This window comes from Gordonia sp. NPDC003429, assembly GCF_053588575.1.
The window spans coordinates 166,093-191,351 of the sequence record NZ_JBSFQF010000009.1 but is presented as its reverse complement, the minus strand read 5'-3'; the positions used below and the strand labels follow the sequence as shown (position 1 = coordinate 191,351).

Annotated in this window: 20 protein-coding genes; 7 read left to right on the top strand and 13 right to left on the bottom strand. The window is 67.3% G+C overall.

From position 1 onward, the window contains the following. Positions 1-12: 12 nt before the first annotated feature. The 4 genes from ACWDSI_RS13225 to ACWDSI_RS13210 form a co-directional block, all read right to left on the bottom strand. Positions 13-1,323: an NAD(P)/FAD-dependent oxidoreductase gene (locus ACWDSI_RS13225; protein ID WP_449756817.1), complete on the bottom strand. Its 1,311-nt coding sequence runs from the start codon at positions 1,321-1,323 to the stop codon at positions 13-15. Next, a complete protein-coding gene (locus tag ACWDSI_RS13220; protein WP_449756816.1) occupies positions 1,323-1,643 on the bottom strand; it encodes a 2Fe-2S iron-sulfur cluster-binding protein in 321 nt (106 codons plus the stop codon). Before ACWDSI_RS13220 ends, ACWDSI_RS13225 begins: the two co-directional genes overlap by 1 nt. A gap of 50 nt (positions 1,644-1,693) precedes the next feature. Then, the gene (locus ACWDSI_RS13215; RefSeq protein ID WP_449756815.1) at positions 1,694-2,899 is read right to left on the bottom strand and encodes a cytochrome P450; all 1,206 of its coding nucleotides are present in this window, start codon (positions 2,897-2,899) and stop codon (positions 1,694-1,696) included. A gap of 80 nt (positions 2,900-2,979) precedes the next feature. Beyond that, positions 2,980-3,366, bottom strand: a complete 387-nt coding sequence (locus tag ACWDSI_RS13210; RefSeq protein ID WP_449756814.1) for an SRPBCC family protein — start codon at positions 3,364-3,366, stop codon at positions 2,980-2,982. A 448-nt stretch (positions 3,367-3,814) separates the two neighbouring features. Between ACWDSI_RS13210 and ACWDSI_RS13205 the strand changes: the two genes are divergently transcribed. From ACWDSI_RS13205 to ACWDSI_RS13180, 6 genes are all read left to right on the top strand, one after another. After that, positions 3,815-4,873 (top strand): AraC-like ligand-binding domain-containing protein, encoded by a 1,059-nt coding sequence (locus ACWDSI_RS13205; protein ID WP_449756813.1) that lies wholly within the window; start codon positions 3,815-3,817, stop codon positions 4,871-4,873. A 147-nt stretch (positions 4,874-5,020) separates the two neighbouring features. Next, positions 5,021-5,932 (top strand): PaaX family transcriptional regulator, encoded by a 912-nt coding sequence (locus ACWDSI_RS13200; protein ID WP_449756812.1) that lies wholly within the window; start codon positions 5,021-5,023, stop codon positions 5,930-5,932. A gap of 37 nt (positions 5,933-5,969) precedes the next feature. Further along, entirely contained in the window at positions 5,970-7,625 is a 1,656-nt protein-coding gene (locus tag ACWDSI_RS13195) for a sigma-54-dependent Fis family transcriptional regulator (protein ID WP_449756811.1), read from the top strand. A 145-nt stretch (positions 7,626-7,770) separates the two neighbouring features. Then, positions 7,771-9,249, top strand: coding sequence for an aldehyde dehydrogenase (locus tag ACWDSI_RS13190; protein WP_449756810.1), 1,479 nt, complete (start codon positions 7,771-7,773; stop codon positions 9,247-9,249). 42 nt (positions 9,250-9,291) lie between these two features. After that, entirely contained in the window at positions 9,292-10,404 is a 1,113-nt protein-coding gene (locus tag ACWDSI_RS13185) for an NDMA-dependent alcohol dehydrogenase (RefSeq protein WP_449746604.1), read from the top strand. Between the two features lie 154 nt (positions 10,405-10,558). Beyond that, entirely contained in the window at positions 10,559-11,380 is an 822-nt protein-coding gene (locus ACWDSI_RS13180) for an alpha/beta fold hydrolase (protein WP_449746605.1), read from the top strand. Here ACWDSI_RS13180 and ACWDSI_RS13175 read toward each other — a convergent pair. Beyond that, positions 11,367-12,767: a carboxylesterase family protein gene (locus ACWDSI_RS13175; protein WP_449746606.1), complete on the bottom strand. Its 1,401-nt coding sequence runs from the start codon at positions 12,765-12,767 to the stop codon at positions 11,367-11,369. The two genes, ACWDSI_RS13180 and ACWDSI_RS13175, sit on opposite strands and share 14 nt — an antisense overlap. Before the next feature lie 20 nt (positions 12,768-12,787). Next, a complete protein-coding gene (locus ACWDSI_RS13170; RefSeq protein WP_449746607.1) occupies positions 12,788-14,596 on the bottom strand; it encodes a pyruvate kinase in 1,809 nt (602 codons plus the stop codon). Between the two features lie 122 nt (positions 14,597-14,718). On the opposite strand from ACWDSI_RS13170, the gene ACWDSI_RS13165 reads away from it, so the two are divergent. Then, a complete protein-coding gene (locus ACWDSI_RS13165; RefSeq protein WP_449756809.1) occupies positions 14,719-15,516 on the top strand; it encodes a hypothetical protein in 798 nt (265 codons plus the stop codon). Here ACWDSI_RS13165 and ACWDSI_RS13160 read toward each other — a convergent pair. From ACWDSI_RS13160 to ACWDSI_RS13130, 7 genes are all read right to left on the bottom strand, one after another. Beyond that, complete coding sequence (locus tag ACWDSI_RS13160) at positions 15,489-17,642, bottom strand: FUSC family protein (RefSeq protein ID WP_449756808.1); 2,154 nt, start codon at positions 17,640-17,642, stop codon at positions 15,489-15,491. The two genes, ACWDSI_RS13165 and ACWDSI_RS13160, sit on opposite strands and share 28 nt — an antisense overlap. Positions 17,643-17,670: 28 nt before the next feature. Next, positions 17,671-18,216: a TetR/AcrR family transcriptional regulator gene (locus ACWDSI_RS13155; RefSeq protein ID WP_449746760.1), complete on the bottom strand. Its 546-nt coding sequence runs from the start codon at positions 18,214-18,216 to the stop codon at positions 17,671-17,673. A gap of 161 nt (positions 18,217-18,377) precedes the next feature. Further along, a complete protein-coding gene (locus tag ACWDSI_RS13150; RefSeq protein WP_449756807.1) occupies positions 18,378-19,217 on the bottom strand; it encodes an enoyl-CoA hydratase family protein in 840 nt (279 codons plus the stop codon). A gap of 13 nt (positions 19,218-19,230) precedes the next feature. Beyond that, positions 19,231-20,388: an acyl-CoA dehydrogenase family protein gene (locus ACWDSI_RS13145; RefSeq protein WP_449756806.1), complete on the bottom strand. Its 1,158-nt coding sequence runs from the start codon at positions 20,386-20,388 to the stop codon at positions 19,231-19,233. Further along, positions 20,385-22,472, bottom strand: a complete 2,088-nt coding sequence (locus tag ACWDSI_RS13140; RefSeq protein ID WP_449756805.1) for an acetyl/propionyl/methylcrotonyl-CoA carboxylase subunit alpha — start codon at positions 22,470-22,472, stop codon at positions 20,385-20,387. Before ACWDSI_RS13140 ends, ACWDSI_RS13145 begins: the two co-directional genes overlap by 4 nt. A 10-nt stretch (positions 22,473-22,482) precedes the next feature. Further along, positions 22,483-24,081, bottom strand: a complete 1,599-nt coding sequence (locus tag ACWDSI_RS13135) for an acyl-CoA carboxylase subunit beta (RefSeq protein ID WP_449756804.1) — start codon at positions 24,079-24,081, stop codon at positions 22,483-22,485. After that, entirely contained in the window at positions 24,078-25,259 is a 1,182-nt protein-coding gene (locus tag ACWDSI_RS13130; protein WP_449756828.1) for an acyl-CoA dehydrogenase family protein, read from the bottom strand. Before ACWDSI_RS13130 ends, ACWDSI_RS13135 begins: the two co-directional genes overlap by 4 nt.

The window sequence follows — 25,259 nt, the reverse complement described above, 5'->3', positions numbered from 1 at the left end:
ATATAAGTAGAACTACAAGTGCGCTTCCGCCCTACCCGGTGCGGCGCGCCGGGCGAACTCCTTGAGAGTGAAGTCGGACGCCGCAGCCTCCGCCGGGGTGAGTTCCACGCCGGCGCCCAGAATCTTTCGCGCCGCCATGTGGTCGGCAGGGCAATTGACCGATTCCACACAAGCGAGCCGCCCGTCGCGGAATCGCAGGACCGAGAACTTCCCCACTGCACTGCCCCCTCTTGCACTGCTCCTTTCTGCACTGCTCCTTACTGCACTGTCCCCTGTTGCGACGATCTCGTCGTCAGGCCTGCCGATCCCGGCGATCTGCACGTTGAGATCGAATTGATGGGTCCAGAACCAGGGCAGTGCCGCGTAGCGGTCGGTGCTCCCGTGCGCGATCCGCGCGGCGACGCACCGCGCGTGATCGGTGGCATTCTGCACGGACTCCAGCCGCACCATGCCGGCGGTGTGCACGCTCGGGTAGGCCGCGCAGTCGCCGATGGCGCTGATCTTCGAATCGACGGTGCTCAGAGTCTCGTCGACGACGATCCCGTTCTCCACCGCGAGCCCCGCGGATCGCGCGAGTTCCGTATTCGGCACGACGCCGACACCGATCACCACCAGGTCGGCCGGCAGTACAGATCCGTCGACCAGTTCGACGCCGCGCACGTGCCCGTCGTCGGTGCGCAATCCGGCGACGGCGGTGTCGACCAACACTGTCGTGCCACGCATCTCGTGCACGCCGGTGACGAAGGCCGACAACTCCGGGGAGACCACCCGGCCCATCACCCGGTCGGCGGCCTCCACAACCGTCACCCGGCATCCGGCGGTGATGGCGGCGGCGGCCACCTCCAGACCGATGAAGCCGCCGCCGACCACCACCACTCGCTGTGCCGATCCCAGCGCGGCCCGCACAGCACGTGCATCGGCAACGGTGTGCAACGTGTGCACACCCGATGCCCGGACACCGGAGAGCGCAAGCCGCCGAGGACGCGAACCGAGTGCCAGAACCAGTGCGTCGTACTCGACCGCCTCACCCGTGCTCAGCCGGACCCGCGAATCGGGCCGTTCGATGACGTCCACCGCACACCCGGTGCGCAGGTCGATCTCGTGCCGCTCATAGAACGACTCGGGACGGAACGGCAGAGAGGCGTCACCGGCGTCCTTGGCGAGATCCAGATACGCCTTGGACAGCGGTGGGCGTTGATACGGCATGACACCTCCGGCCTCGACAATCGTGATTTCACCACCGAAGTCGTTCTGCCGCAACGACACAGCGGCCTGGAAACCGGCCTGCCCACCGCCGACGATCACGACCCGCCCGTTGACCATCACTGCTCCTCGGGCAGTTCGACGAGGAGACCGTCGTGGTCGTCGGACACCACCAGCTGACACGAGAGCCGGCTGTTGTCGCGCCGCTCGGTGACGGCGCAGTCGAGCATCTCGTCCTCATCGGCGGCCATGGCCGAAAACTCTTCGAGGCGTCCGGGATCGACGAAAACGTGGCAGGTCGCACACATGGCGTTCCCACCGCATTCGGCGACGATCCCGTCGAGACCGGCCGACACCGCGGCCTGCATCACGGTGGTTCCCGCGGTGGTGTCGACATAGTCTTCGGAGCCGTCGGCAGAGCGATAGATGATCTTGGGCATGGGCTGGTCCCTCGGTCTGGGGTGAGATGAGCTCGGGTGCGCCGGAGCGGTCAGCGCGGGTGGATTCGGACCGGCTGTGACTCGAGGCTGCGAATCAGGTTGTTGACGTGGCGAACCGGCTCTCCGGTCGGTTCGATCCGGTCCACCTTGGCGGTAAGCGCGGTCATCAGGGAGAAGATCTCCAGGTTGGACAGCGATTTGCCCATGCACGTATGCACGCCGAAGCCGAAGGCCAGGCTGTCGGCGGGGTTGCGCCGGACATCGAAGCGAGCCGGGTCGGGATATTTGCGCTCGTCGCGGTTCGCCGCACCGTAGGAGTGGTACATCCGGGTGTGTTCGGGCACGGTCACCTCGCCGAACTCGACGTCTTGCGTGGTCACCCGGGTGAACCATTGCGCGGGCGATTCCACGCGGACACCCTCGAGCACCGCCGACGGGATCAGGGACGGATCGTCGCGCACGATCTCCCATTGGTCGGGGTGTTTCGCGAACAGCATCATCAGGCTGCCGATGGCACTGGCCGTGGTGTCCAGCCCAGCCGTCGCGTACCCGCCGAGGATGCCGAACGCCTGCTCCGGGGTGATCATGCCCTTGTGCGCGGCCTCCCAGGTCTGCGCACCGATACTGCCGGGCCGGAAACCCTCCTCGCCCATGTTCTCCAGCACGAAGCCGTAGAGCTTCTCCATGCTGGGCAGTGTGTCGTCGAAGGTGCCGTCCGGGCCGCAGCAGTTGTAGGAGTCGGTGGCCCAGTGCAGAAGGTTGATGCGCATCTCGGAGCCGGGGTTCAGGCCGATGAGGTCGAGGATCACCCGGGTGGGCAGTTGCTGTGCGAAATCGGTCACCGCGTCGAACTCACCCTTGGCCACCACCTCGTCGACCAGCTGGTTGGCGGCGGCCTCGATCGTGTCCCTGTACTGCGACGCGGCCTTGGGGCCGATGGTCTGCATCATGACCCGGCGCAGTGGCGCATGGTCTGCGCCGTCGAGGCACGGGGCGAACGGCGCCCAGGCGGTGTTGAGGATGTCGTTCATGCCGATGCCGTCGCCGGACTTGAAAATGTCCTGATTGCCGAGCACTCGTTTCACACCGTCATATCGGGTCACCGCCCACATGTCGTACTTGGTCAGGTAGGCGATCTCGCCGATGTCGTGCAGGGCCCTGTAGTCGTCGTAGGGATCCAGGAGGGACTCTTCGCTGAACAGATCGATGTCGGTGCCGTACTGGATTCTCGGATCGACGGATGTGGATGCGGTCATGAGGGATTCACCTTTCGGTGTCGGGGGGTGTGGTGTCGGGGCAACGGTGAACGAGGTGATGTGTTGCCGTGCAGAAGATCTCAGGAGAGACGCTGTCGCAGTCCGGTCAGCGAATCGGCGATCGCCGGTCCCATCACCTCTCCGATGGCTGCCGGTTCGATTTCTGTGCTGTACACCACCAGGCTCGAATTGTCTTCGAGGACAATCACATCGACTGTGCCCAGATGATGTTCCACCGGGAGATCGCCACCGACCACCTTGTACTGGAAACGGCGCAGCGACGGATCCCGCGTCACGATCGCCTCCTCGACCTTGGTGCCGTCCTGCAGCACGATGGTGCGGCTCGACCCCTCCACGACGGAGTTCTCGATGAGCGGGAACCAGTTCTCGATCGGATCGTCGACGACGGCCCGCCATACCGCGTCGGCGGGCTGTTCGATCGTGATCTCGGAACGGAGAGTGGCCATGATGACTCCTCGGTTGGCGTACTGGACGATGCATCGGCCACGAGCCGATGTATGCCGCGGATCACATCCGGACTGGTTATGTGATTGACGACATGGCACTCATTGAAGTTCTCCGAGGTCGTTCGTGCTGTCACCCCAGCGCCGCCCGATTGTCACTTCCGCGCACGACTTGAGGGGTCCGACGCCGCGCCAATACCCACGACGGGGGAGCACAGCGGCGGATGGGCACCCGTCGCGCGGCACGATGCCGATAGTGGCCGTGCACGGATTCGACAGCCGCACCCGGCCGTGGGTGTAACGTCCATCACACTCCGGCGTGACGAGGACACGACACGCCGGCGCCAACGTCCACATCCCACGACAGCGTGACGACGCTCGAATCCCCAGCCCCCCAGCCCGGTTTGACCCCCAGCCCGGTTTGACCCCCAGCCCAGTTGGACCCACAGCGATGACGCCGACCCACATGACGATGGACCTACGCGGCCACCACGATCAATCGACTATCCCGACCGTTTCCGAGGTCGTCGATTCCGCTGCGCCCGTCCTGCAGCGCGAACAACTCGACGCCTGGAAGGAAGCTGTCAACGAGACGTTCTTCCCGTTACGCGTGGACGCGGCGGAATCGTCCCGATTCAGCTGGCGGCTACACACCGGATTCATCGGGTCACTACAGGTGACGCGGGCCGACGCCGATCCCGAACTCGTCGTTCGCACACCGAGACTCGCCGCGTCCGACGACAACGACCACTACCTCATCGCGCTGCAGATCCGGGGATCGTGCCGGTTCCGGCAGGACGGGCGCGACGTGGAGATCAAGCCGGGCGAGTTCACCATCTACGACTGCACCCGTCCGTTCGACGTGCAGTGGAACGCCCGCCACCGCACGATCGTGGCGATGTTCGACCGGTCGTCGCTGGAATTGAGACCCGACGAGGTCTCCCGTGTGACGTCGACACCGGTGTCGGGCGCCGCCGGCACCCCCGCACTCGTGCGCTCGATGCTGGGCCAGCTCTCGCGCGACCCCGAGGCATATCAGGGATTGTCGGCCAACCGTGTCGCGTCGACCTTCCTCGATCTGGTCTCCGCGGTCTACAGCGACCGGATGGAGTCGGAGACCGCGCACTCCGACGCGGCGGCACGCACACTGCTGATACGAGTCAAGGCCTACATCGAGGACCATCTCTACGACCCCGAGCTCTCGGTCGAGTCGATCGCGGCGGCGCACTACGTGTCGGTGCGCTACCTGCACCGGCTCTTCGAAGGCGAACAGATGACCACCGCGCGGTGGATCCGGCATCTGCGCCTCGAACAGTGCCGGCGAGATCTCGTCGACCCGTTGCAGGCAACCCGGTCGGTGAGCGAAATCGCCGCACGTAACGGAATTCTCAACGCGTCGCACTTCAGCCAGATGTTTCGCTCCGAGTACGGCGAGAGTCCCAAGGATCACCGTCGCCGCGCACTGGAGGCATACGCGAGAATCGCACACTCGCGGCGGTCAGAGGGTTGATCCCCACCCTCACCCCACGCGTGCTGCACAAACACCATATTCTACACAATCGAGTAGAATCAATAGTATCGTGTCACACATGCCTCGTCTCGGTTTCTCCCGTGCGGCCCAGTACTTCTTCTGTGCGGCCCAGTACGTTGTGGAATCGTGCACTCCCCTGACGCCGACGGCCCGGACATCGAGCGAGACGCAACCATGACGGTCACCACAGATCACCTCGACGCGCTGGGCGCGGTGGGGTCACGACGCAGGCAGGTGTCGGCCGCGAGCGCCCGCGCGCTGCTGCTCACCATCCTCGGCGAGTTCGTGTATCCACGCGGCGACGCGGTGTGGACGTCAACCTTCACCGGAGCGCTGGGCGCACTCGGCATCGAGGAGAAGTCGGCCCGCCAGGCGATCGCGCGTTCGGCCAACGAGGGACTGCTCGAATCGCACCGCGCCGGCCGGCGCGTCCGCTGGACCATCACCGACCCCGGCCGACTTCTCCTCGATGAGGGAACCCGGCGGATCTACTCCTTCTTGACCGACGACCAGTCCTGGGACGGGCGGTGGCTCGTCCTGTCCACCGCCATCCCCGAGACCCAGCGGCAACTGCGCCACAAACTGCGCACCCGCCTCACCTGGGCCGGCCTGGGTTCACCGAGTCCGGGTATCTGGATCACCCCCGACACCACCCACGAGACCGAGGTGCGCCGGGTCGTCGACGAACTGGGTCTCGACGATCGCGCCTACGCGTGGATCGGACCGCTGTCCTCGATCGGCTCACCGCAACGCCTCATCGCCGATGCCTGGTCGCTGGACGAGGTCGAGAGCTCCTACCTCGACTTCATCGACACCTACGCCACGATGACGGCCGACACCGGGTCGGCGGCGTTCACCGCGCAGGTCCGCCTCGTCCAAGATTGGCGACGATTCCCCTTCCTCGATCCCGACCTGCCGCGCGAATTGCTCGACCACGCGTGGCCGGGGCGGCGGGCGGCGCAACTCTTCCACACCAAGCACGCCGAATGGCATCAACCGGCCCAGGAATTCTGGGAGGATCTGTCCCACCGCGAGTGACCGCGATCGGACTCACCACCGACCGAGAGGAGTGCGCATGCGCAGTTCCACCACTCCTGCGCTGCGTACCGAGATCGTCACGTCGTGGCGCCGGTCGGCGGGTAGCGGACTGGCCCCGGACACAACCCCGGATATGGTGGTCGACGAGGATCTGGGCAACTGCGACCGATTGTTGCGGGTGGCTCGCCCCATCCTCGATCACGCCGGCGACCAATTGACCGACACCGGCGTCGCCCTGCTTCTGACCGACAGTGAATCCAGGCTCATTTCAAGAGTTTTCGGTGGCACCACGGTCGAACGGCACATCGATCGACTCGGCGCCGTACACGGCTCGTTCATGAACGAGGACGCGGTGGGCACCACCGCTCTCGGCACGCCGGTGGAGATCCGCAAACCCATCGCGGTCAACGGCGGCGAACACTACCTCGAGCGCTTCAAACACCTCAGTTGCTACGGGTACCCCATCCTGCATCCGGGCACCAACAGACTCGAGGGAATCCTCTGCATGACCTCGGTCAGCGACACGATCCACCCGTTGTTCGCGCCCTTCGTCCATCGCATCGCCACCGACATCCAGAGCAGTCTGCTCGACCACGCACGCAGCTCCCACCAGCTGCTCCTCGACGCCTTTCATCGCATCGGTAAACGCAGCATCGCGGCGGTCGCGATCGGCGACGACCTGCTGCTGACCAACAACACCGCCGGAGCACTGCTCGATCCGATCGATCTCGCGGTGTTGCGGTCATTCGCCGACTCGACCGAGACCATCCCGCCCACGTTGACGCTGAGTTCCGGCGCCACGGTGGACGTCGCGGTCGAGCGGGTTGCCGGCCCGGGCTCCGCGGTGTTCGCACTCACCCCGGAGACCGCGCACCGGCCGTCGATACCGCGGCGAACCGTGCACGAGGAGCCGTCGGCCACGCAGGTGTTCACCACGAGTCGTTTCGTCCCCGCGGCGGGACGGTCGCTGGCGATCACCGGTGAACCAGGTACCGGACGATCCGTCCTCGCCCGCTCGGCCACCGAGGGCTGCACGGTCGAGTTGGTGGACGTCGCGCGAGCGGTCGCCACCGGCTCTCCCGTCGACATCGCCGGAGCCGCGCAACGGGCACGGGACACCGGAGCGGTGCTCGTCGTCGACGACGTCGACCTCCTGTCAGCCACCGATACGACCACGCTGCGTCGCCTGCTCATCGACAAAGATCCACCGATCGTGATCGTGGCCGGTGCGGGCGATTCCGTGTCCGGGGCGGTTGCCGCGCTGTGCGCGCTGTGTGATGAACGCACCGACCTGGCTCCTCTCCGGCACCGGACACAACACATCGCGGCTGCCGCAGCATTCTTCGTGGACCGCCACGCCCCCGGCACGCACATACGTCCCCGAGTGATCGATGCACTCGCCGCCCACGTGTGGCCGGCGAACTACACCGAACTCGGCCACGTCATCGCCGACGCGGCTTCCCAGGCGCGCAATCAGGGTCGCAGCCACACGATCGACGTCGAGGATCTGCCGGCACACCTCCGCGAGGCGGGCAGGGCAGCACGGCTGAGTATGCACGAACGCGTGGAGCGCCAAGGGATCATCGACGCGCTGGCCGAATGTCGCAACAACAAGGTGCACGCCGCACGACGACTCGGAATCAGCCGAAGCACGCTCTACGCGCGCATTCGCGCCCTCGGCATCGACACCTGATCCGCATCGCCGAATCGGGCGTCGCCGTGTGGCGACTCCACCGGTGTCCGGATTCCGGACAGTTAACCACCCCACTTCAGTGTGAGGATGGCCACCAGAGCATCACTTGGTGACTCCAATCACTGTCATGGAGGTTCGTTGACATATGAGTACCGCTATCTCGCCCGGAGCGCTGCCCACCGGAACGGCTCGGCTCGACAAGTTGTTCATCGGTGGCGAGTGGGTCGACCCACAGGGGACCGGGCACATCACCGTCGTCTCACCCAACACCGGTGAACCGATCGGTGAAGTGCCCGACGGCACCGGCGCCGACATCGACAACGCGGTCCGCGCGGCGCGTATCGCCTTCGACAACCCCGCCACATGGTCGGGCCTGCCCGCCGCCGAGCGCGCCGCCCACCTGCGCCGCTTCGCCGACGAGATCGATGCCCGGAAGGACGATTTCGCCACCCTGGTGTCCTCGCAGAACGGAATGCCGATCGGCGTGGCCGGGCAGCTGGAGGCGGTGTACCCGGCCACCCTGCTCCGCTACTACGCCGGCCTCATCGAAGCCGCAGCGCCCGACATCCGCGAGGGGATGTTCGGCGGGCACATCGAGGTCCGCCGCGAACCGGTCGGCGTTGTCGGCGCGATCGTGCCGTGGAACTTCCCGCAGACGCTGGCCGCCTTCAAGTACGCGCCCGCTCTCGCCGCGGGCTGCACGCTGGTGATCAAGCCGTCGCCGGAAACCGTGCTCGATTCGTACCTGCTGGCCGAAGCCGCCCAGGCTGCCGAACTACCCGCGGGCGTGATCAATTTCGTTCCCGGTGGCCGCGAAACCGGAGCTCACCTCGTGGAGCATCCCGGCATCGACAAGGTGGCGTTCACCGGTTCCACCGCCGCGGGCAAGTCCATCGCCGAGACGTGCGGTCGGCTGCTGCGCCCGGTCACCCTCGAACTCGGCGGCAAGTCGGCGACGATCGTCCTCGACGACGCCGAACTCGACCTGGCGACCATCGGCAACGAGTTGTTCGTCGCGACACTCGCCAACAACGGGCAGACCTGCTTCCTGGGTACCCGGGTACTGGCGCCACGCTCCCGCTACGACGAGGTGGTCGACGTGCTGACCGCGTTCGCCTCGTCGATGAACATCGGCGATTCCCGCGAAGCCACCACCCAGATCGGCCCGATGGCCAGCAGTCGGCATCGCGAACGGGTGGAGGGCTACATCGCGAAGGGCAAGGCCGAAGGTGGCCGGATCACCACCGGCGGCGGACGTCCCGACGGCATGGACAGCGGATGGTTCGTGCAGCCGACGGTGTTCGCCGGGCTCGACAACAACGCCGTCATCGCTCGCGAGGAGATCTTCGGTCCCGTGCTCACCGTCATCGGTTACGACGACGACGCGGATGCGGTGGCCATCGCGAACGATTCCGATTTCGGTCTCGGCGGAACGATCTGGAGCACCGACGACGACCGTGCGCGCGACGTCGCCGCCCGCGTGCAGACCGGCACCATCGGGATCAATCGCTACATCCCCGATCCGGTGGCCCCGTTCGGCGGGGTCAAACACAGTGGCATGGGACGCGAGCTCGGCCCCGAAGGCCTGGCCGCCTACCAGAACCTCAAATCGGTCTACTGCTGAAAAGCGAAGCACACCAACACAAGAACAAGGGAGACAGAACTCATGAAGACCAAAGCCGCCGTCCTGTTCGAGGCGCACAAGCCGTTCGAGATCGTCGAGCTCGATCTCGACGGACCCAAGGAGGGGGAGGTACTGATCAAGTTCTCCGCCGCGGGGCTGTGCCACTCCGATCTGCACCTCACCGACGGTGATCTACCGCCGCGCTTCCCGATGGTCGGCGGCCATGAGGGTTCGGGCATCATCGAGGAGGTGGGCCCCGGAGTCACCAAGGTGAAGCCCGGCGACCACGTGGTGTGCAGCTTCATCCCCAACTGCGGCACGTGCCGATACTGTTCCACCGGACGACAGTCCCTGTGCGACATGGGTGCCACCATTCTCGAGGGCATGCTGCCCGACGGAACCTTCCGTTTCCACCGTGACGGACAGGATTTCGGCGGCATGTGCATGCTCGGCACCTTCTCCGAACGCGCCACCATCAGCCAGCACTCGGTGGTCAAGGTCGATGACTGGCTTCCGCTCGACAAAGCCGTCCTCGTCGGCTGCGGCGTCCCCACCGGTTGGGGATCGGCGGTGTACACCGGCAACGTGCGCGCCGGTGACATCGTGGTGATCTACGGCATCGGCGGCATCGGCATCAACTCGGTGCAGGGCGCCGTGCACGCCGGCGCGAAGTACGTCGTGGTGGTGGATCCGATCGCCTTCAAACGCGATACCGCCGTCAAATTCGGTGCCACGCATGCCTTTGCGACGGCGGCTGAGGCTCAGGAGAAGATCACCGAACTCAGCTGGGGTCAGGGCGCCGACTGCGCGATCGTGACCGTCGGAACGGTCGACGAGGACGTGGTGTCCGCCGCGATCGGTGCCATCGGCAAGGGCGGATCGGCCATCATCACCGGTCTGGCGAATCCGGAGAAGTTCACCGTCCACTGGCCCGGCATCGACCTCACGCTCAACGAGAAGTCGATCAAGGGTTCGCTGTTCGGCTCGGCCAACCCGCAGTACGACATCGTCCGGTTGCTCCGCCTCTATGATGCCGGACAGCTCAAACTCGACGAGCTCGTCACCCAGACCTACACCCTGGAGGACGTCAACCAGGGTTACCAGGATCTGCGCGACGGCAAGAACATTCGCGGCGTCATCATCCACGACGCCTGAGCGATCCCGCGCACACCTACCCGACCATCGGGCAGGTGTGCTTGCGGGCCAACCGAACCCGGCCCGGGTGTGGTGGTCGTCCCCGCCACACCCGGGCCGTTCCAACACACGACGAAACAGATGACCAGATCATGAAGAGAGCAGAGGTGAGCCGATGCCGACACTGCAACTGCGGGACCGGGCGTCGCTGAGCTACACCGTCCACGGCTACGGCGCTCCCCTGGTCCTGGTACATGGTTCGGCCACGGATTCCACCACGTGGGAACCGGTGATCGACATGCTGTCGGCGCGGCATCGGGTGATCACCTACGACCGCAGAGGTTATGGCCGGTCGGCGTCGCCGCCGGTGCGCGATCATCGCGTGCACACCCGCGACCTCGCCGCGATCCTCGGCATGGTCGGCGAACCGGCGCACGTCGTGGGGTGGAGCGCCGGCGGCAACATCGCGCTCGGGCAAGCCGTGGCCCACCCCGACTCCATCGCGACGCTGTGCATCGTCGAAGCACCGTTCCACGGACTCCGGCACGCCGACAGGTCGGTGCTCGCCGCGGCGTGCCGGATCAAGTACTCCCAGTTGCGGGGCAGACGGACCGCGGCGGCAGAGAACTTCCTGCGGTGGGCCTCGCGGCTGCGGCAGGGCTCCAACTCCTACGACTTACTCGACGACGAGCACCGTGAGGCACTCGTGCAGTATGCCGACAACATTCTGGCCGAATGGGATCCGCACCCGTACGGCATCATGATGGAACACGTCGACGCCGGTGCGGTCGCCGGGCTCGACCTGCCGATGACGTGGGTGCTCGGCTCCGACAGCCTGCCGTGGCTGCACGGGTTGGCACAGCGGGTGGCAACCGAACGCCCGGACATGTTGGTGCACGTGGCCCCGGGATCCGGCCACCTCGTGCACCACGACAACCCCGAGGCGTTCGTGCGCATCGTCGAGGACTCGATCCGCGCTGGGATCAGTTCGCGCTGACGGCCCTCTTCCGGGCCACGCGCCCTCCGGAGTCGCCCCGCCGGACTGCCCAATAGGTGAGTACCCCTGCGGCGGAATCGGGTTCGCGCTCACCGAGATCCTCGCCGCGGATGAACCGCCCCCACACCGCGCGCATCTCACGCCCGGCCGCAGCCACCTGTGGCCACGACGCCCCCGCCAGTATCCCTGCTCGGGTCCACTGCTCTTCGACGCCGAACAGCAGGGGCAGGTCGATGCAGTGGGTGGCCCCGAGTCCGCTGTCGGGGGCATTCCAGTGCAGGCGGTACTCCACCGCTGATCCGCCGGCCCGGACATGTCGTCGGGCCAGGCGGGTGGCCGGCTCGGAGTAGATGACGTGCGTCAGGGTGTCGGTGACGGCGGTCGTCACGGGCCGACCGAGCACCGGGACCCGGCTCATCCGCTCGGCGGCCGGAAACGCGGGCACGAACATGGCCATCTCGTCGCGGGTGTGCCCGATGAGCAGGTCGATATCGGCGGCCGATGTCTCCCAGGCCCGCTCCACCTCGTGCTGCGGCGGCAGCGGCGCGAAACCGTACTGCACACCGAACGGCATACCGCCCACCAGTCCGTGCCGGATTCCGGCGGCGATCAGCCGTTGTTGCACGCCGAGGATGTCGGTGATGCTCGACCTGGAATCGAAATGCCTTGTGCGGGCGAACATGTGATGCGCCATGGCGCGCCGGTGTTTCCGGATGCCCAACGGCGCACTCTGCACGATCGCGCGGCGAAAGCATCGCGCCGCCTCGGGTACGGCCATGAGGTGGGCCACCGCGTCGCCACCGGCCGATTGCCCCGCGACCGTCACCTGCCGGGGGTCACCGCCGAAGGCGGCGATGTTGTCGCGCACCCAGCCGAGCGCCAGCATCAGGTCGAGCAGGCCGAGATTGGCGGGACGGGCGTCGCTGCCGTCGCCGAGGAAACCCAGCACTCCGAGGCGGAACGTCACCGCGACGATGATCACGCCTTGCTCGATCACCAGTGGCGCGGGCTCGTGATGGGGTTCGTCGCCGGCGCCGAGAACGTAGGCGCCCCCGTGAATCCACACCATCACCGGCAGTGCGGCGGCGCCCGGTTCGGTCGGGGTGGTCACCGTGAGACGCTGACATTTCTCGTCGGTGGGCAGTTTGGTACCCGGCCCGCCGAGCAGGTCGTCGAGCAGTTCGCTGGGCACCTGGGGGCATGCCGGGGCGGGTTCATCGCTGCGATGCGGCACCGACCAGGGCTCGATCGCGTGCGGGACGGCGAAGCGGTCCGCTTGCGCGTAGGGGATGGCCCGCGAGCGGACCACCGCTCCGTCGACCACCCCCACGACGGGCCCGCACGGCGGCCGGAACACCCGTTCCTGCCGATCCGCGGACGCACTCATCGTTCCACTGTAGAGGGCGTTTACTCCTCGAGGTCCCAGGCCGACATACGACGCAGCAACGGCCGCTTCTTCTCGATGTGCCGACGCATCCGCGTCAGGATCACCACCAGCGCCTCGATTGCCTCCACGATGTGCGGACCCTTGTTCAGCATCACGCATTCCGCGCGGTTACCCGCCGCGGCGTCGGTGATCTCCGCGCGTGTGGGCAGTCCGCGGTCGGCGAGCGAATCGAGCACCTCGGTCGCCCAGATCACCGGGACATGCGCCGCCTCGCACAGCCACAGGATCTCCTCCTGCACCTCCGCGAGACGCTCGAACCCTGCTTCGACGGCCAGATCGCCGCGCGCGATCATCACGCCCACCCGCCGGTTCCGCATCAGTTGCAGCAGGATCTCCGGCAGCGCGTCCACCGCGGCGACGGTCTCGATCTTGACCACCAACCCGAGCTCGGCCGCGTTGCGGGCGGCGAGTTCACGCTGCGCGTGCGCCACGTCGTCCCTGCTGCGCACGAACGACACGTTCACCAGATCGGCGATCTCCACCACGCTGTCCAGGTCGGTGACGTCGTCGTCGGTGAGTGCGGGCAGCGGCAGGTACGTGTCGGGCAGGTTGATCCCCTTCTCCGCACGCAGCTTGGTTCCGTTCAACGCGGCACGGACCACTTCCACCCGGGCCTGCGAGGAGTCCTCGGCCACCGAGGACACCACGCCCTCGATCTTGCCGTCGTCGAAGAAGACGCGGTGACCCTCGCGCATCGCGGCCAGCGCCTCGGGGAGACTGCAGCCGAGCCGGTGATGGCCGTCGTCGGTGGGTTCGGCCGGTGTGAGGTCGGTGGTCAGCACGATCGAGTCGCCGCGAAACACCCGCAGCGCCTGCGGAAGCGGCGGCATCGGCCCGATCCGGGTGCTCGACCCGCCGTCGGCGCGCAGCGTGAGACCGGGGGTCAGGTACATGGTGCGGTCGGTGCCCAGCAACACGGCCGCCGACGCGATCTGCAGAACGGTGAGAATGCGCCGGCGCCCGCGTGCGTCGACAAGTCCGACGGTGTCGCCGAGGCCGAGCCCGGCGAGCCAGCCCTCGTCGACCACCCCGACCGCGTCGAGGACGTCCGAACGCAGCGGCGCGCGACCGGCCCAGAACCGGGCGGGCACCAGTACCTCGCCGAGCGCACTGCGCGTCGGCCGGACCTTGAGCACTTCGGGTCCCGGGGCGATCGGGCCGGTACGCAGTTTGGGACCGGCCAGATCCATCGCGATCTTCGTCTCGGGTCGCACCGCCCGCACGTGCGCAGCCATCGCCCGCCACGCCGTCGGGTCGTCGTGCGCACAGTTGATACGGGCCAGATCCATGCCGGCCGCGGCGCACCGCGCCACCAGTTCGCCGTCGACGGCTGCCTGACTCGGCATGGTCACCATCACGCGGGTGTTGCGCCCCGACGGTTTGGGTCCCAGCAGGGCGAGCGTGCTGGCGGTGAGGATGTCGCGACCGGAGTTCCATTCCGCCTGATCGACCACGGGTTCGTCGTTGCCGAGCGCATCGTCGACGATGCGGATCACGGCGTCGAGGTTACGCAGCACTCCCGATTCCATCCGACCCAGCGAGGAGAGCCCTTCGTCGGAGAGTTGGGTCTGCAATTCGCGTAGGTCGTGGGCGCGCAAGGCGCAGTAGTGCACCACATTCGCGGCGCTCTCCCGATGGCTCGGGTCCACCGACGCGATCTCGGCGGCCAGCGCCTTCTCCGCGGCGAGTGCCTCGTCGCGGAGCTCCGTGAGCCTGCCGCGGAGTCGGTCAAGACGTGTGCGTCGTTCTTCGACGATCGTGGCGGTCATCCAGCGAGGATAGAAGCGCACCGGTCGCCGGTCCACGTGGCGAAGGTGAACGCGAGACGTCGGGTCGGTTGCCGCAGTCCCCACCCCCATGACCGCCCGCCCCGGCGACTATTCTCGCGATCATGCGGTTGGCGCCCACCGAGCCCGATCCGGCCCTGCGCATCGAACTCCGACGCATCTGGCGGTACCCCCAGGACACTCTTGCCCTGTTGGCGTTCAATGCCGTGCTCGTCCTGGTGCTCTGGTACACCTTGCCGCGGTCGTGGTTCTTCACGTTCACCGGCCCCGAGGGCCTGCCCTATGCGCTGGCCGGGTGGATGTATGCCGACGTGTGCGCCACCAATGTGCTCGCCCCCGACCGCGACCGTGCCCTGTCGACCCTCGACGATCCCGACGCGTTCGCGCGACTGCTCCGGGCCAAGGCGATCGCATTGTGGTTGCTGATCGGGCCCGCCTGCACCGTGGTCGCCGTCGCGATAGCACTGACCACCCACGCGCACTGGCGTTTCGTGGTGGAGGTGATCCTGTCGGTGGCGGTGGTGCCGTTCGGCGCGCTGGCGGTGAGCAGCCTGGTGGGCCTGATGTTTCCGTACCATCAGCGTTCGCTGCGCTGGCGCTGGGAGAATCGACACCGGTTCTGGCACGTGATCGTGCGCTGGTCGATCCTGCTGGTGATCCCCTACGCCGTGTACCCCGTCGCATTCGGGATGATCGTGCTCATTCCGGTGGCGCTGTGGAAACTCGTCCGGCGGGTCGGCTGGGGTTCGACTCTGTCCGACGCCGAGTTCGCGGCCTGCGCGCTGTTGGCTGTCGCGATGACCGCTGCCATGTGGTACTTCTCGCAGCGTTTTGCGATGTGGTGGGTCCGCACGCACCGCGAACGGATCCGTGCCTATCTCGACGACGTCGATCTCGGCTGACGGCGCACTCTTCTCTCGCGGTGCCGGGCCCGGATCAGGGTGATGGCGTCGCCCATACTCCGCGTCTGCGACACCAACGTCTCGGCGTCGCGCACCGGGTCACCGGTCACCATCGCGACCACCGCCGGTTCGGGCGTCGCCGTGGTGCTCCCGGGGTTGTCGCCGTCGATCCGGTCGAGTACCCGGGTGACCATGTCACCGAGGCCGTCGACGGCGGTGTCGAGACGCCGGAGTCGGGGGTCGCGCGCTGCGGCCGACCGTGCCGAGGTCAGCAATGGTTCGGTCGCCGCCCACGCCATCGACCGCCCGAGCAATGTCGCCAGGTGCACCCGCGGCCGCATCTCACGCAGCATCGCCCGATGCAGCGGGCTCAGCGCGGCGACGTTTGCCGCCGCATCGCCGAGGATTGCGGCCTGCGCCGCGTCGAGTGCTCTGGCATCGGCCAGGATCTGGGCCCGGCCGCAGTTGTCGTCACCGCTGGCCGGATGGCGCAACTCCCCGGCCGACCGGGTCACCAGGGCGGTCAACGAATCGAAGTACGCCGCCAGCCGATGTCGCAGTTCCGGACTTGCCGGCCGGGACATGACCAGATAAACGACGACCACGCCGACCACCACTCCCGCGGCCGTCTCGGTGATGCGGGTGCCGAGGACGCGCAACTCCTCGTGGCCCACGAGGTCGAGCAGGATCACCACCATCACGGTGATGAAGAACGACAACCACAGGTAGGACACACCGGCCAAATAGAAGGCCAGCCAGACGAAGACGACGATCAGCACGTACTTGACCGCGGTGTCGTCGCCGGTGGCGAATGCGACCGCCGCGCCGACGACGACTCCGGCGACGGTGCCCCCGATCCGCTGCAGGCCTCTCGTCACGATCTCGCCACGCGACTGCACCCCGAGGACCACCACGAACGCTGTGAGCACCGCCCAGTACCACCTGGTGTCCGACACGGCGACACCGACGACGGTCGCGATCGTGATCGCGGCCATCATCTGGATCGTCAGACGGTCCCAGGACGCGCGCATCGCGGACGGGTGACCCCCGGCGTCCGGGTCGCGGCGTTCACCGTGGGGCCCGCCGCCGCGGCACACGGCGATCTCACGGACGTCGATACCCGCCCGCACCGCGCCGAGCAGCGCCGCACTCACCCGATCGGCCCCGACACGTGGGGCAAGCGCCTCGGCCCGCCCCCGGATACCGATCAGCGCCGCGCGATCCATGTCGGGTTCGAGGGTCTCAAGCAGCAGGTCGGAGGCTTCCGGCGCCACCGCTGCCGGGGAGATCGGGTCGCCGGCGTGTACGAGCAGCGCCGCCTGAGCGGCACTCAGGTGCCAGGCCAGCAGTCGCTCGTCGAAGAGGTGTCCGTTGACGTTCAGACAGGTCTCCGCGTGATACAGGGCATTCCATCGCACACAGGACAGGACGGCACCGGCGAATCGGTCGACGAGGTTGCCCATGCGTTTGTCGGAGGCGGGCCGTTTGTCGGAGGCGGGCGGTGTTACCCGACCACTCAACCCCACCACCATCGCCCCCTCCACCATTACCTTCGCCGATACCCGGACCCCGGTCAGCAACTCGTCGATCTCCGCCGCGGGACGGTCCCGCATCACCACGGTGCGCATCACCAGCGCCACCACGACCGCGATGAGGATCACCGCGTACATCACGGGCAGGTCATGCACGTCGATGCCGAGCAGCACCCCGCAGAAATACGAGAAGAAGGCGTAGAAGCCGAGCGCCACGCCGCGCACCCCGTATCGGCCCAGCCAGGAGGCCAGTCCGCAGATCAGGACGAATGCGATGGCGCGGGCGATCGGCCACGGATGCAACACGGCGACCAGTGTTATCGCCATAATGCCCGGTACCGGCAGCCAGAGCGTGGTGATGACGCGCTCACGATGGGTGCCGTCTTTCACCCGGGCGACGCCGAACAGGGCCAGGAATCCGGCGGGGATCTCGGCGGATGCGGGCACATGCCACCAGATGCGCAGCAACGCCACCGCGGCGACCGCCACAGCCACCGCCGCCGCGCACGCGGTGGCCTTGCGGAATCGGATCAGGCCGGGGTCCGCCCGGTGCGCCAGCACGGTGAGGCGCTCGCGAACGGTGACCGGGGACATCGCTCGAGATTAGTGCGTCCCGGCGGTCTCACCCGTCGATCGAGCGTGTGATCATGTCCACCCAGGTGTCGACCACCTGTGCACGACGCCGGGAATCGTCCGACAGAGTGTCGGCGAGTCCGAGGCCGCGAGCGAGATCGAGGGTCACCTGCGCCACCCGGTGCGCGTGCGGATCGGTTCCGGTGGGATCGAGGATCGACACCGTCACATGGTGTGCGGCACGGGCAAATCGGGCCTCCATCGGCAGGATGAGTTCGCGTAGTGCGTTGTCGGAGGCGGCAGCCGCCCACACCTGCAGCGCCGCCTTGAACTCAGTGCCGGTATAGGTGGCAACGGCGCGGTCGACGGCGATCCGGATGCGATCGGGCGTCTCGCAATCGGGTACGACCATGGTCTCGGCATCGAGCGTGAGGTCGTCGAAGATCTGCTCGAGGGTCGCGGTGATCAGCGCCTCCCGGGTCGGGAAGTGGTGTTGCGCGGCACCGCGTGACACGCCTGCGCGCTGCGCCACCGCGGCGACCGTGGCCGTTGCCCACCCTTCATGCGCGAGGACCTGAATCGTGGAGCGCAGCAACCGTTCCCGAGTCTGGCGGGATCGCTGCTGCTGCGGTTGCCGGCCGGGTGATTGCCTGCCCTGAGGGTGCCGGTCCTGCGGTTGCCGGTCCTGCGGTTGCCGGTCCTGCGGTTGCCGGTCCTGCGGTTGCCGGTCCTGCGGGACGGCGCTCGTGTCGGTGGTCACGAGTTGTCGCGATCGGTGAGATCCCAGGACGGCCGCCGTTTGGAGAAGAACGCGGTCATCCCTTCGCGTGCGTCGTCACCGGCGAAAAGCTCGGCCGACTGCGCGGCCCGACGTCGGGCGTCGGCGCTGAAGCCGCGCAGGATCGCGTCGGTGGTGAGCGCCTTGGACGCGGCGAGCCCGGTCGCCGACGCGCGCCGAACGCCGTCGAGCACGGTTGCCAGGGTGTCGTCGAGTGCCTCGGCACTGTCGAGCGCCGCCGTGACGACGCCGCACCGCTCCGCGGCCGTGGCATCGAAGGTCTCCCCGGACAGGAAGTAACGCCCCGCCGAGCGCGCGGTCATCTTGGGTAGCAGCACCAGCGAGATCACCGAGGGCGCCAGACCCAGGCGTGACTCGGTCAGCGCGAAGGTGCAATCGGGTCCGGCGAGCGCGATGTCGGCGGCGCCCACCAGGCCGAATCCGCCGGCCCGGACATGGCCGTTGATCCGGGCGATCACCGGAGTGGGCAGTTCCAGCATCGTCCGCATGAGGTCGACCATCGACTGCGTACCGGCCGCCGACGCCTCTTCGACGGATGCGCCGCGGCTCAGTGCCTCACCGAGATCGGCTCCGGCACAGAATGTTCCACCTGTGTGGGTGAGCACCACCGCGCGTACGTCCGGATCGTCGCCGGCCGCTCGCAGTCCGGCCAGGAGTTGTTCGACCAATGCGATGCCGAGTGCGTTCCGGTTGTTCGGCGAGTCCAGCGTCAGCGTCATCACACCGCGCTCGATCCTCACGTGCACCACCTCGGTAGAGCTCACATCGGCAGCGGAGACTCCCGTTGGTGTGCCCATCGTCGTCACCTTTCTAGTAGGACTTCGGCAGCCCGAGGCTCGTCTGTGCGACGAAGTTCAAGATCATCTCACGACTCACCGGCGCGATGCGGGCGATTCGGGCGAGACTCAGCATGGGTGCCAGTCCGTACTCGCTGGTGAGGCCGTTGCCGCCGAGCGAATGGACAGCCTGATCGACGATCTTCACGCACGCCTCGGCAGCGGCGTACTTGGCCATGTTCGCCGGCTCGGCGGCGGCCCAGTCGTCACCGGCGTCGTAGAGCGTCGCCGCCTTCTGCATCATCAACTTGGCCATCTCGAGCTCGATCTTGCCCTGCGCCAACGGATGTGCGATCGCCTGGTGCGCGCCGATCGGTGTCTTCCACACCGTGCGGTCCTTGACGTAGTCCACCGCCTTGCCCAGCGCGAAACGTCCCATGCCGATCGCCGACGCCGCCCCCATGATCCGCTCCGGATTCAAGCCCGCGAAGAGTTGACTGATCGCGGCGTCCTCGGAGCCCACGAGGGCGTCGGCGGGAAGCCGGACGTCGTCGAAGAAGAGCAGAAACTGCTTCTCCGGGTTCTGCAGTTCCATCTCGATCTGGCGGTACTCGAAGCCGGGCGTATCGGTGGGCACGATGAACAGCGTCGGTTTGAGCCGGCCGGTCTTCGCGTCCTCGGTGCGTGCGACGATCAGCACGGCCTGGGCCTGATCGACCCCGGAGATATAGATCTTGCGCCCGTTGAGAATCCAGTCGGAGCCGTCCCGGGCCGCCGTGGTGGCGATGTTGTGGGAGTTGGACCCCGCGTCGGGTTCGGTGATGCCGAAGGCCATGGTGGTCGAACCGTCGGCCAGGCCTGGAAGCCACCGGTCCTTCTGGGCGTCGGTGCCGAAACGCGCTATCACGTTGCCGCAGATGGCCGGTGAGACCACCAGCATCAGCAGGCCGGCACCCGCCGCGGCGAGTTCCTCCATGACGATGGACAGTTCGTACATGCCCGCCCCGCCCCCGCCATATTCCTCGGGCAGGTTGACCCCGATGAACCCGAGTTTTCCTGCCTCCGACCATAATTCGTCGGTCTTGCGGCCTTCTCTGGCGCATTCACGGAAGTATTCCTGCCCGTACTTGCCGGCGAGTGCGGCGACGGCTGCGCGCAGTTCGGTGCGTTCGGGTGTCTCGACGAAGGTCATGCGTGAGTCTCCTGTGCTGCTGGATCGGGTTCACTCGAATCCGCGCCGATGACGGCGAGTACGTCGCCAACGGCGAGTTGGCGGCCCGGTGCGACGGCGAGCGTGGTGACCACCCCGTCGGCCGGAGCGTGGACGGTGTGTTCCATTTTCATCGCCTCCAGCCAGATCAGCGGCTGTCCGGCGGAGACGCGGTCGCCCTCGGCGACGGCCACCCGGATCACCGATCCGGGCATCGGGGCGAGCAGCGATCCCGGGCGGGTGACCGCCGTCGGATCGACGAACCGCGGCAGGCGCCGCAGATGGACCGACGCACCGGCAACGTCGACGTAGACCTCGTCGCCGTACCGCGACACCCGGAACCGCCGCTGCACACCGTCGTCGGCGAGAACAATTGAGCCGCCCCACCCGCTGGTTGAGCCACCCCCTCCGCCGGTAGAGCCACCCCCTCCGCTGGTTGAGCCGCCCCGCCCGCTGGTTGAGCTTGTCGAAACCACCTCCAGCCCCGGCACATCCGGCAGCTCCACGCCACCGCGGGTGAATCGGTAGCGCACTGTGAACTCGCTGTCGTCGGCGCCCGCGAAGGTCTTCTGCTGGTAGCCCGACACCAGGTTGCGCCAACCGCTGCCGAGACTGCGCTGCACCGTCGCCGATGCGCGGTTATCGGCCACGTCGGCAAGGGCGGCCGCCACCGCGGCGGCCGTGCGCGTCCGGTCGTCGGCCAGCGACCGTGACAACACGTCGAGCCCGATCTCGTCCAGATACCCGGTGTCGGTCTCGCCGGCCAGGAAGCGGCGTTCGCGCAGGATGTTCACCAGCAGATCGCGGTTGGTCACCGGGCCGTGAATCCGGGCCTGCGACAACATCCGAGCCAGGATCGACGCGGCGCCGCCACGGGTGGGTGCCCACGAGATCACCTTGGCGAGCATCGGATCGTAGAACGTCGAGATCTCCGACCCTGATTCGATGCCCGCGTCCACCCGGATCCCGGGGCCCTCCCCGGGGAGCTCACCGAAACGCGCATCGTCGTCGATGTGCAGTTCGTGCACCATGCCCGACTGCGGCTGCCAATCCGCGGCCGGGTCCTCGGCATAGAGGCGCACCTCGATCGCGTGACCCCGAGTGGAGGGCGGATTCGGGTCGAGCCGATCACCCATCGCCACCCGCAACTGCCACGCGACGAGGTCGGCGCCCGTGGTCAGTTCGGTGACCGGATGCTCCACCTGCAGACGGGTGTTGGTTTCCAGGAAGTAGAAGCGCCCCATCTCGTCAGCAAGGAACTCGACGGTGCCCGCACCGGTGTAACCGATGGCCTGCACCGCATGGCGGGCGGCGGTGAACAGTCGCTCCCGCAGGTCTGCACCGAGCCGTTCGACCAATGGTGCCGGCGCCTCCTCGATCACCTTTTGGTGCCGACGCTGGATGGAGCATTCACGTTCGCCGACCGCCCACACACCGCCGTGGGTGTCGGCGAGCACCTGCACCTCGATGTGGTGCCCGCGTTCGACGTACGGCTCGCAGAACACGGTGGGATCGCCGAACGCCGACTGGGCCTCGCGGGCGGCGGCAGCCAGCTGGTCGGGCAGGTCGGCGAGATCTCGCACGATGCGCATCCCCCGGCCACCACCTCCGGCGGAGGCCTTGATCAGCAGCGGCAGGTCCGTCTCGGTGACCGCGGCGGGGTCGAGGTCACCGAGCACCGGCACCCCCGCGTCGGCCATCAGCTTCTTGGCGTTGACCTTCGATCCCATGGCCGTGATGGCCGCAGGGGGCGGCCCGATCCACACCAGACCGGCATCGATCACCGACTGCGCGAATTCAGCGTTCTCCGAGAGGAATCCGTAACCGGGATGGATGGCATCGGCGCCGGCTGCGCGTGCCGCGGCGATGATCGCGTCACCGCGCAGATAGGTCTGCGCCGACGTCGATCCCGGTAGCCGCACCGCGAGGTCGGCGCCCCGCACGTGCGGGGCGTCGGTGTCGGGGTCGGAGAACACCGCAACAGTGCCCAAGCCCATATCGCGGCATGTCCGGAACACCCGGCATGCGATCTCGCCACGGTTGGCGACGAGGACTCTGGTGATCATCGATCGCCTCTCACATCCGGAAGACGCCGAAGTTCGACGTCCCCTCCACCGGACCGCTGTGGATCGCCGACAAACACAGTCCGAGAACGGTTCTGGTGTCACGCGGATCGATCACACCGTCGTCGTAGAGCATCCCGGACAGGAATGCCGGCACCGACTCCGCCTCGATCTGCGCTTCGATCATCTGCCGCATGGCGGCGTCGGCGTCCTCGTCCACGGTGCCGCCGCGCGCCTCGGTGGCCGCCCGCGACACGATCGAGATCACACCGGCGAGCTGCGCGGCGCCCATCACCGCCGATTTCGCGCTGGGCCAGGCGAACAGGAACCGCGGATCGTAGGCCCGACCGCACATCCCGTAGTGCCCGGCGCCGTAGCTGGCCCCGACGAGCAGTGAGATGTGCGGGACCGTCGAGTTCGACACGGCGTTGATCATCATGGAGCCGTGTTTGATGATGCCGTTCTGCTCGTACTCCTTGCCCACCATGTAGCCGGTGGTGTTGTGCAGGAACAGCAGTGGCGTGTTGGCGCGGTTGGCGAGCTCGATGAACTGGGTGGCCTTCTGAGCCTCCTGACTGAACAGCACACCCTGCGCGTTGGCGAGGATGCCCACCGGGTAGCCGTGGATGTCGGCCCATCCGGTGCACAGCGAGTTGCCGTACTCGGGTTTGAACTCGTCGAAGTCGCTGTCGTCGACGATGCGGGCGATCACGTCGCGCGGATTGAACGGGATCTTGAGATCGGGTGGCACGATGCCGAGCAGATCGTCTGCGTCGTAACGCGGTTCGAGTACGGGGGTGCGCGGGTCGGGTCCCGCCTTGCGCCAGTTCAGCCGCGCGACGATCCGACGTCCGATGCGGATGGCGTCCTGTTCGTCGGCGGCGAAATAGTCGGCGAGGCCGGACTGGCGTGCGTGCATCTGCGCCCCGCCCAGTGATTCGTCGTCGCTCTCCTCACCGGTGGCCATCTTCACCAGCGGCGGACCACCGAGGAACACCTTCGACTGCTCGGCAATCATCACCACGTGGTCGCTCATGCCCGGCACATAGGCTCCTCCCGCAGTGGAGTTGCCGAACACAAGCGCGATGGTGGGGATACCCGCCGCCGAGAGCCGGGTGAGGTCGCGGAACATCCGGCCGCCGGGGATGAAGACCTCTTTCTGGGTGGGCAGGTCCGCGCCGCCCGACTCCACCAGTGAGATCACCGGAAGCCGGTTCTGCAGCGCGATGTCATTGGCGCGCAGCGTCTTGCGCAGCGTCCACGGGTTGGAGGTCCCACCCTTGACGGTGGGGTCGCTCGCCACGATTAGGCATTCGGTGCCTTCCACCACGCCGATGCCCATCACCACCGATGCGCCGACATGGAAGGCGGATCCATAAGCCGCCAGCGGGCAGAGTTCCAGGAAGGCCGAGTCCTCATCGATGAGCATCTCGATGCGCTCACGGGCGAGCATCTTGCCGCGCTTGCGATGTCGCGCAACGTACTTCTCGCCGCCCCCGGCGACCGCCTTGTCGAACTCGACCTGCAGTTCGTCGAGTTTGTCGAGCATCGCCGTGCGCGCGGCCGCGAAATCCTCGTCGGCCGGGTCGATGGTGGACCGCAACACTGTCATCGTGAATTCCCCTGTGCTGTGGGCTGATACCCGAGTCGTTTGGCGGCGAGCCCGGTCAGAATCTCGGTAGTGCCACCGCCGATGCCGAGGATGCGCATGTCGCGGTACTGGCGTTCGACTTCGGTGCCGGTCATGTAGCCGAGGCCGCCGAAGAGCTGCACGGCCTTGTCGACCACCCGTTCGCCGGTTTCCACGGCGGTGTTCTTGGCGAAGCACACTTCGGCGATCAGGTCATCGTTCGAGGTCACGCGCCGGTTGATCACCGCGCGCACGTACGTGCGGGCCACGTCGATCCGGCGGGCCATCTCGGTGAGCGTGTCCTGAACGGCCTGCCGCGCGATGATCGGCTTGCCGAATGTCTCACGCTCGCGCGCCCAGTCCAGCGTGAGATCGAGGCAACGCTGGGCACTCGCGTAGGCCTGCACCGCGAGCGCCGCCCGTTCGGTGACGAATGCGGCTGCGATCTGGGCGAACCCGGAGTTCTCCGCGCTCACGAGATTGCTCGCGGGCACCCGGACGTCGACGAAGGAGAGTTCTGCGGTGTCCGAGCATCGCCACCCCATCTTGTCGAGTGCGCGGGTCACGGTGAAACCTGGTGTGTCCTTGTCGATGACGAGCAACGACACACCAGAGGCGCCCGCGCCACCGGTCCGCACCGCGGTGACCACGAAGTCCGCGCGGACACCGGAGGTGATGTAGGTCTTGGCCCCGTTGACGAGGTAGGCGTCGCCGTCGCGCACCGCGCGGGTACGCAGATGTCCGACGTCGCTGCCCCCGCCCGGCTCGGTGATGGCGAGGCTGCCGATCTTCTCCCCGGCGAGAGTCGGTCGCACCCAGCGGTCGATCTGGTCGGGATCGCCTGCGGCGATGAGATGGGGCAACGCGATGCCGTGGGTGAACAGGGAGGCGAACACGCCGCCTGCGGCACCGCAGTAGTGCAGTTCCTCGGCGAGGATCGAGGCGTCGACGAGGTCGCCGCCGCTGCCGCCGACATTCTCGGCAATGCCGAGTCCGAACAGTCCGAGTTTTGCCGCCTCGAGGTGGATGTCGCGCGGGATCAGCCCGTCGCGTTCCCACTCGTCCTGGGCGGGCAGCACGTGGCGGTTGGTGAATGCGCGGACGGTCTCACGTAGCGCGAGGCGTTCGGGGTTGTCCCACAACGGGTCCGGAATGGGCAC

Coding starts and splice junctions, on each gene's coding strand:
- ACWDSI_RS13185 (WP_449746604.1), top strand. CDS start 9,292: ATGAAGACCAAAGCCGCCGTCCTGTTCGAGGCGCACAAGCCGTTCGAG.
- ACWDSI_RS13145 (WP_449756806.1), bottom strand. CDS start 20,388: ATGACCTTCGTCGAGACACCCGAACGCACCGAACTGCGCGCAGCCGTC.
- ACWDSI_RS13160 (WP_449756808.1), bottom strand. CDS start 17,642: ATGTCCCCGGTCACCGTTCGCGAGCGCCTCACCGTGCTGGCGCACCGG.
- ACWDSI_RS13140 (WP_449756805.1), bottom strand. CDS start 22,472: ATGATCACCAGAGTCCTCGTCGCCAACCGTGGCGAGATCGCATGCCGG.
- ACWDSI_RS13205 (WP_449756813.1), top strand. CDS start 3,815: ATGACGCCGACCCACATGACGATGGACCTACGCGGCCACCACGATCAA.
- ACWDSI_RS13180 (WP_449746605.1), top strand. CDS start 10,559: ATGCCGACACTGCAACTGCGGGACCGGGCGTCGCTGAGCTACACCGTC.
- ACWDSI_RS13175 (WP_449746606.1), bottom strand. CDS start 12,767: ATGAGTGCGTCCGCGGATCGGCAGGAACGGGTGTTCCGGCCGCCGTGC.
- ACWDSI_RS13170 (WP_449746607.1), bottom strand. CDS start 14,596: ATGACCGCCACGATCGTCGAAGAACGACGCACACGTCTTGACCGACTC.
- ACWDSI_RS13190 (WP_449756810.1), top strand. CDS start 7,771: ATGAGTACCGCTATCTCGCCCGGAGCGCTGCCCACCGGAACGGCTCGG.
- ACWDSI_RS13135 (WP_449756804.1), bottom strand. CDS start 24,081: ATGACAGTGTTGCGGTCCACCATCGACCCGGCCGACGAGGATTTCGCG.
- ACWDSI_RS13210 (WP_449756814.1), bottom strand. CDS start 3,366: ATGGCCACTCTCCGTTCCGAGATCACGATCGAACAGCCCGCCGACGCG.
- ACWDSI_RS13150 (WP_449756807.1), bottom strand. CDS start 19,217: ATGGGCACACCAACGGGAGTCTCCGCTGCCGATGTGAGCTCTACCGAG.
- ACWDSI_RS13220 (WP_449756816.1), bottom strand. CDS start 1,643: ATGCCCAAGATCATCTATCGCTCTGCCGACGGCTCCGAAGACTATGTC.
- ACWDSI_RS13225 (WP_449756817.1), bottom strand. CDS start 1,323: ATGGTCAACGGGCGGGTCGTGATCGTCGGCGGTGGGCAGGCCGGTTTC.
- ACWDSI_RS13195 (WP_449756811.1), top strand. CDS start 5,970: ATGCGCAGTTCCACCACTCCTGCGCTGCGTACCGAGATCGTCACGTCG.
- ACWDSI_RS13165 (WP_449756809.1), top strand. CDS start 14,719: ATGCGGTTGGCGCCCACCGAGCCCGATCCGGCCCTGCGCATCGAACTC.
- ACWDSI_RS13215 (WP_449756815.1), bottom strand. CDS start 2,899: ATGACCGCATCCACATCCGTCGATCCGAGAATCCAGTACGGCACCGAC.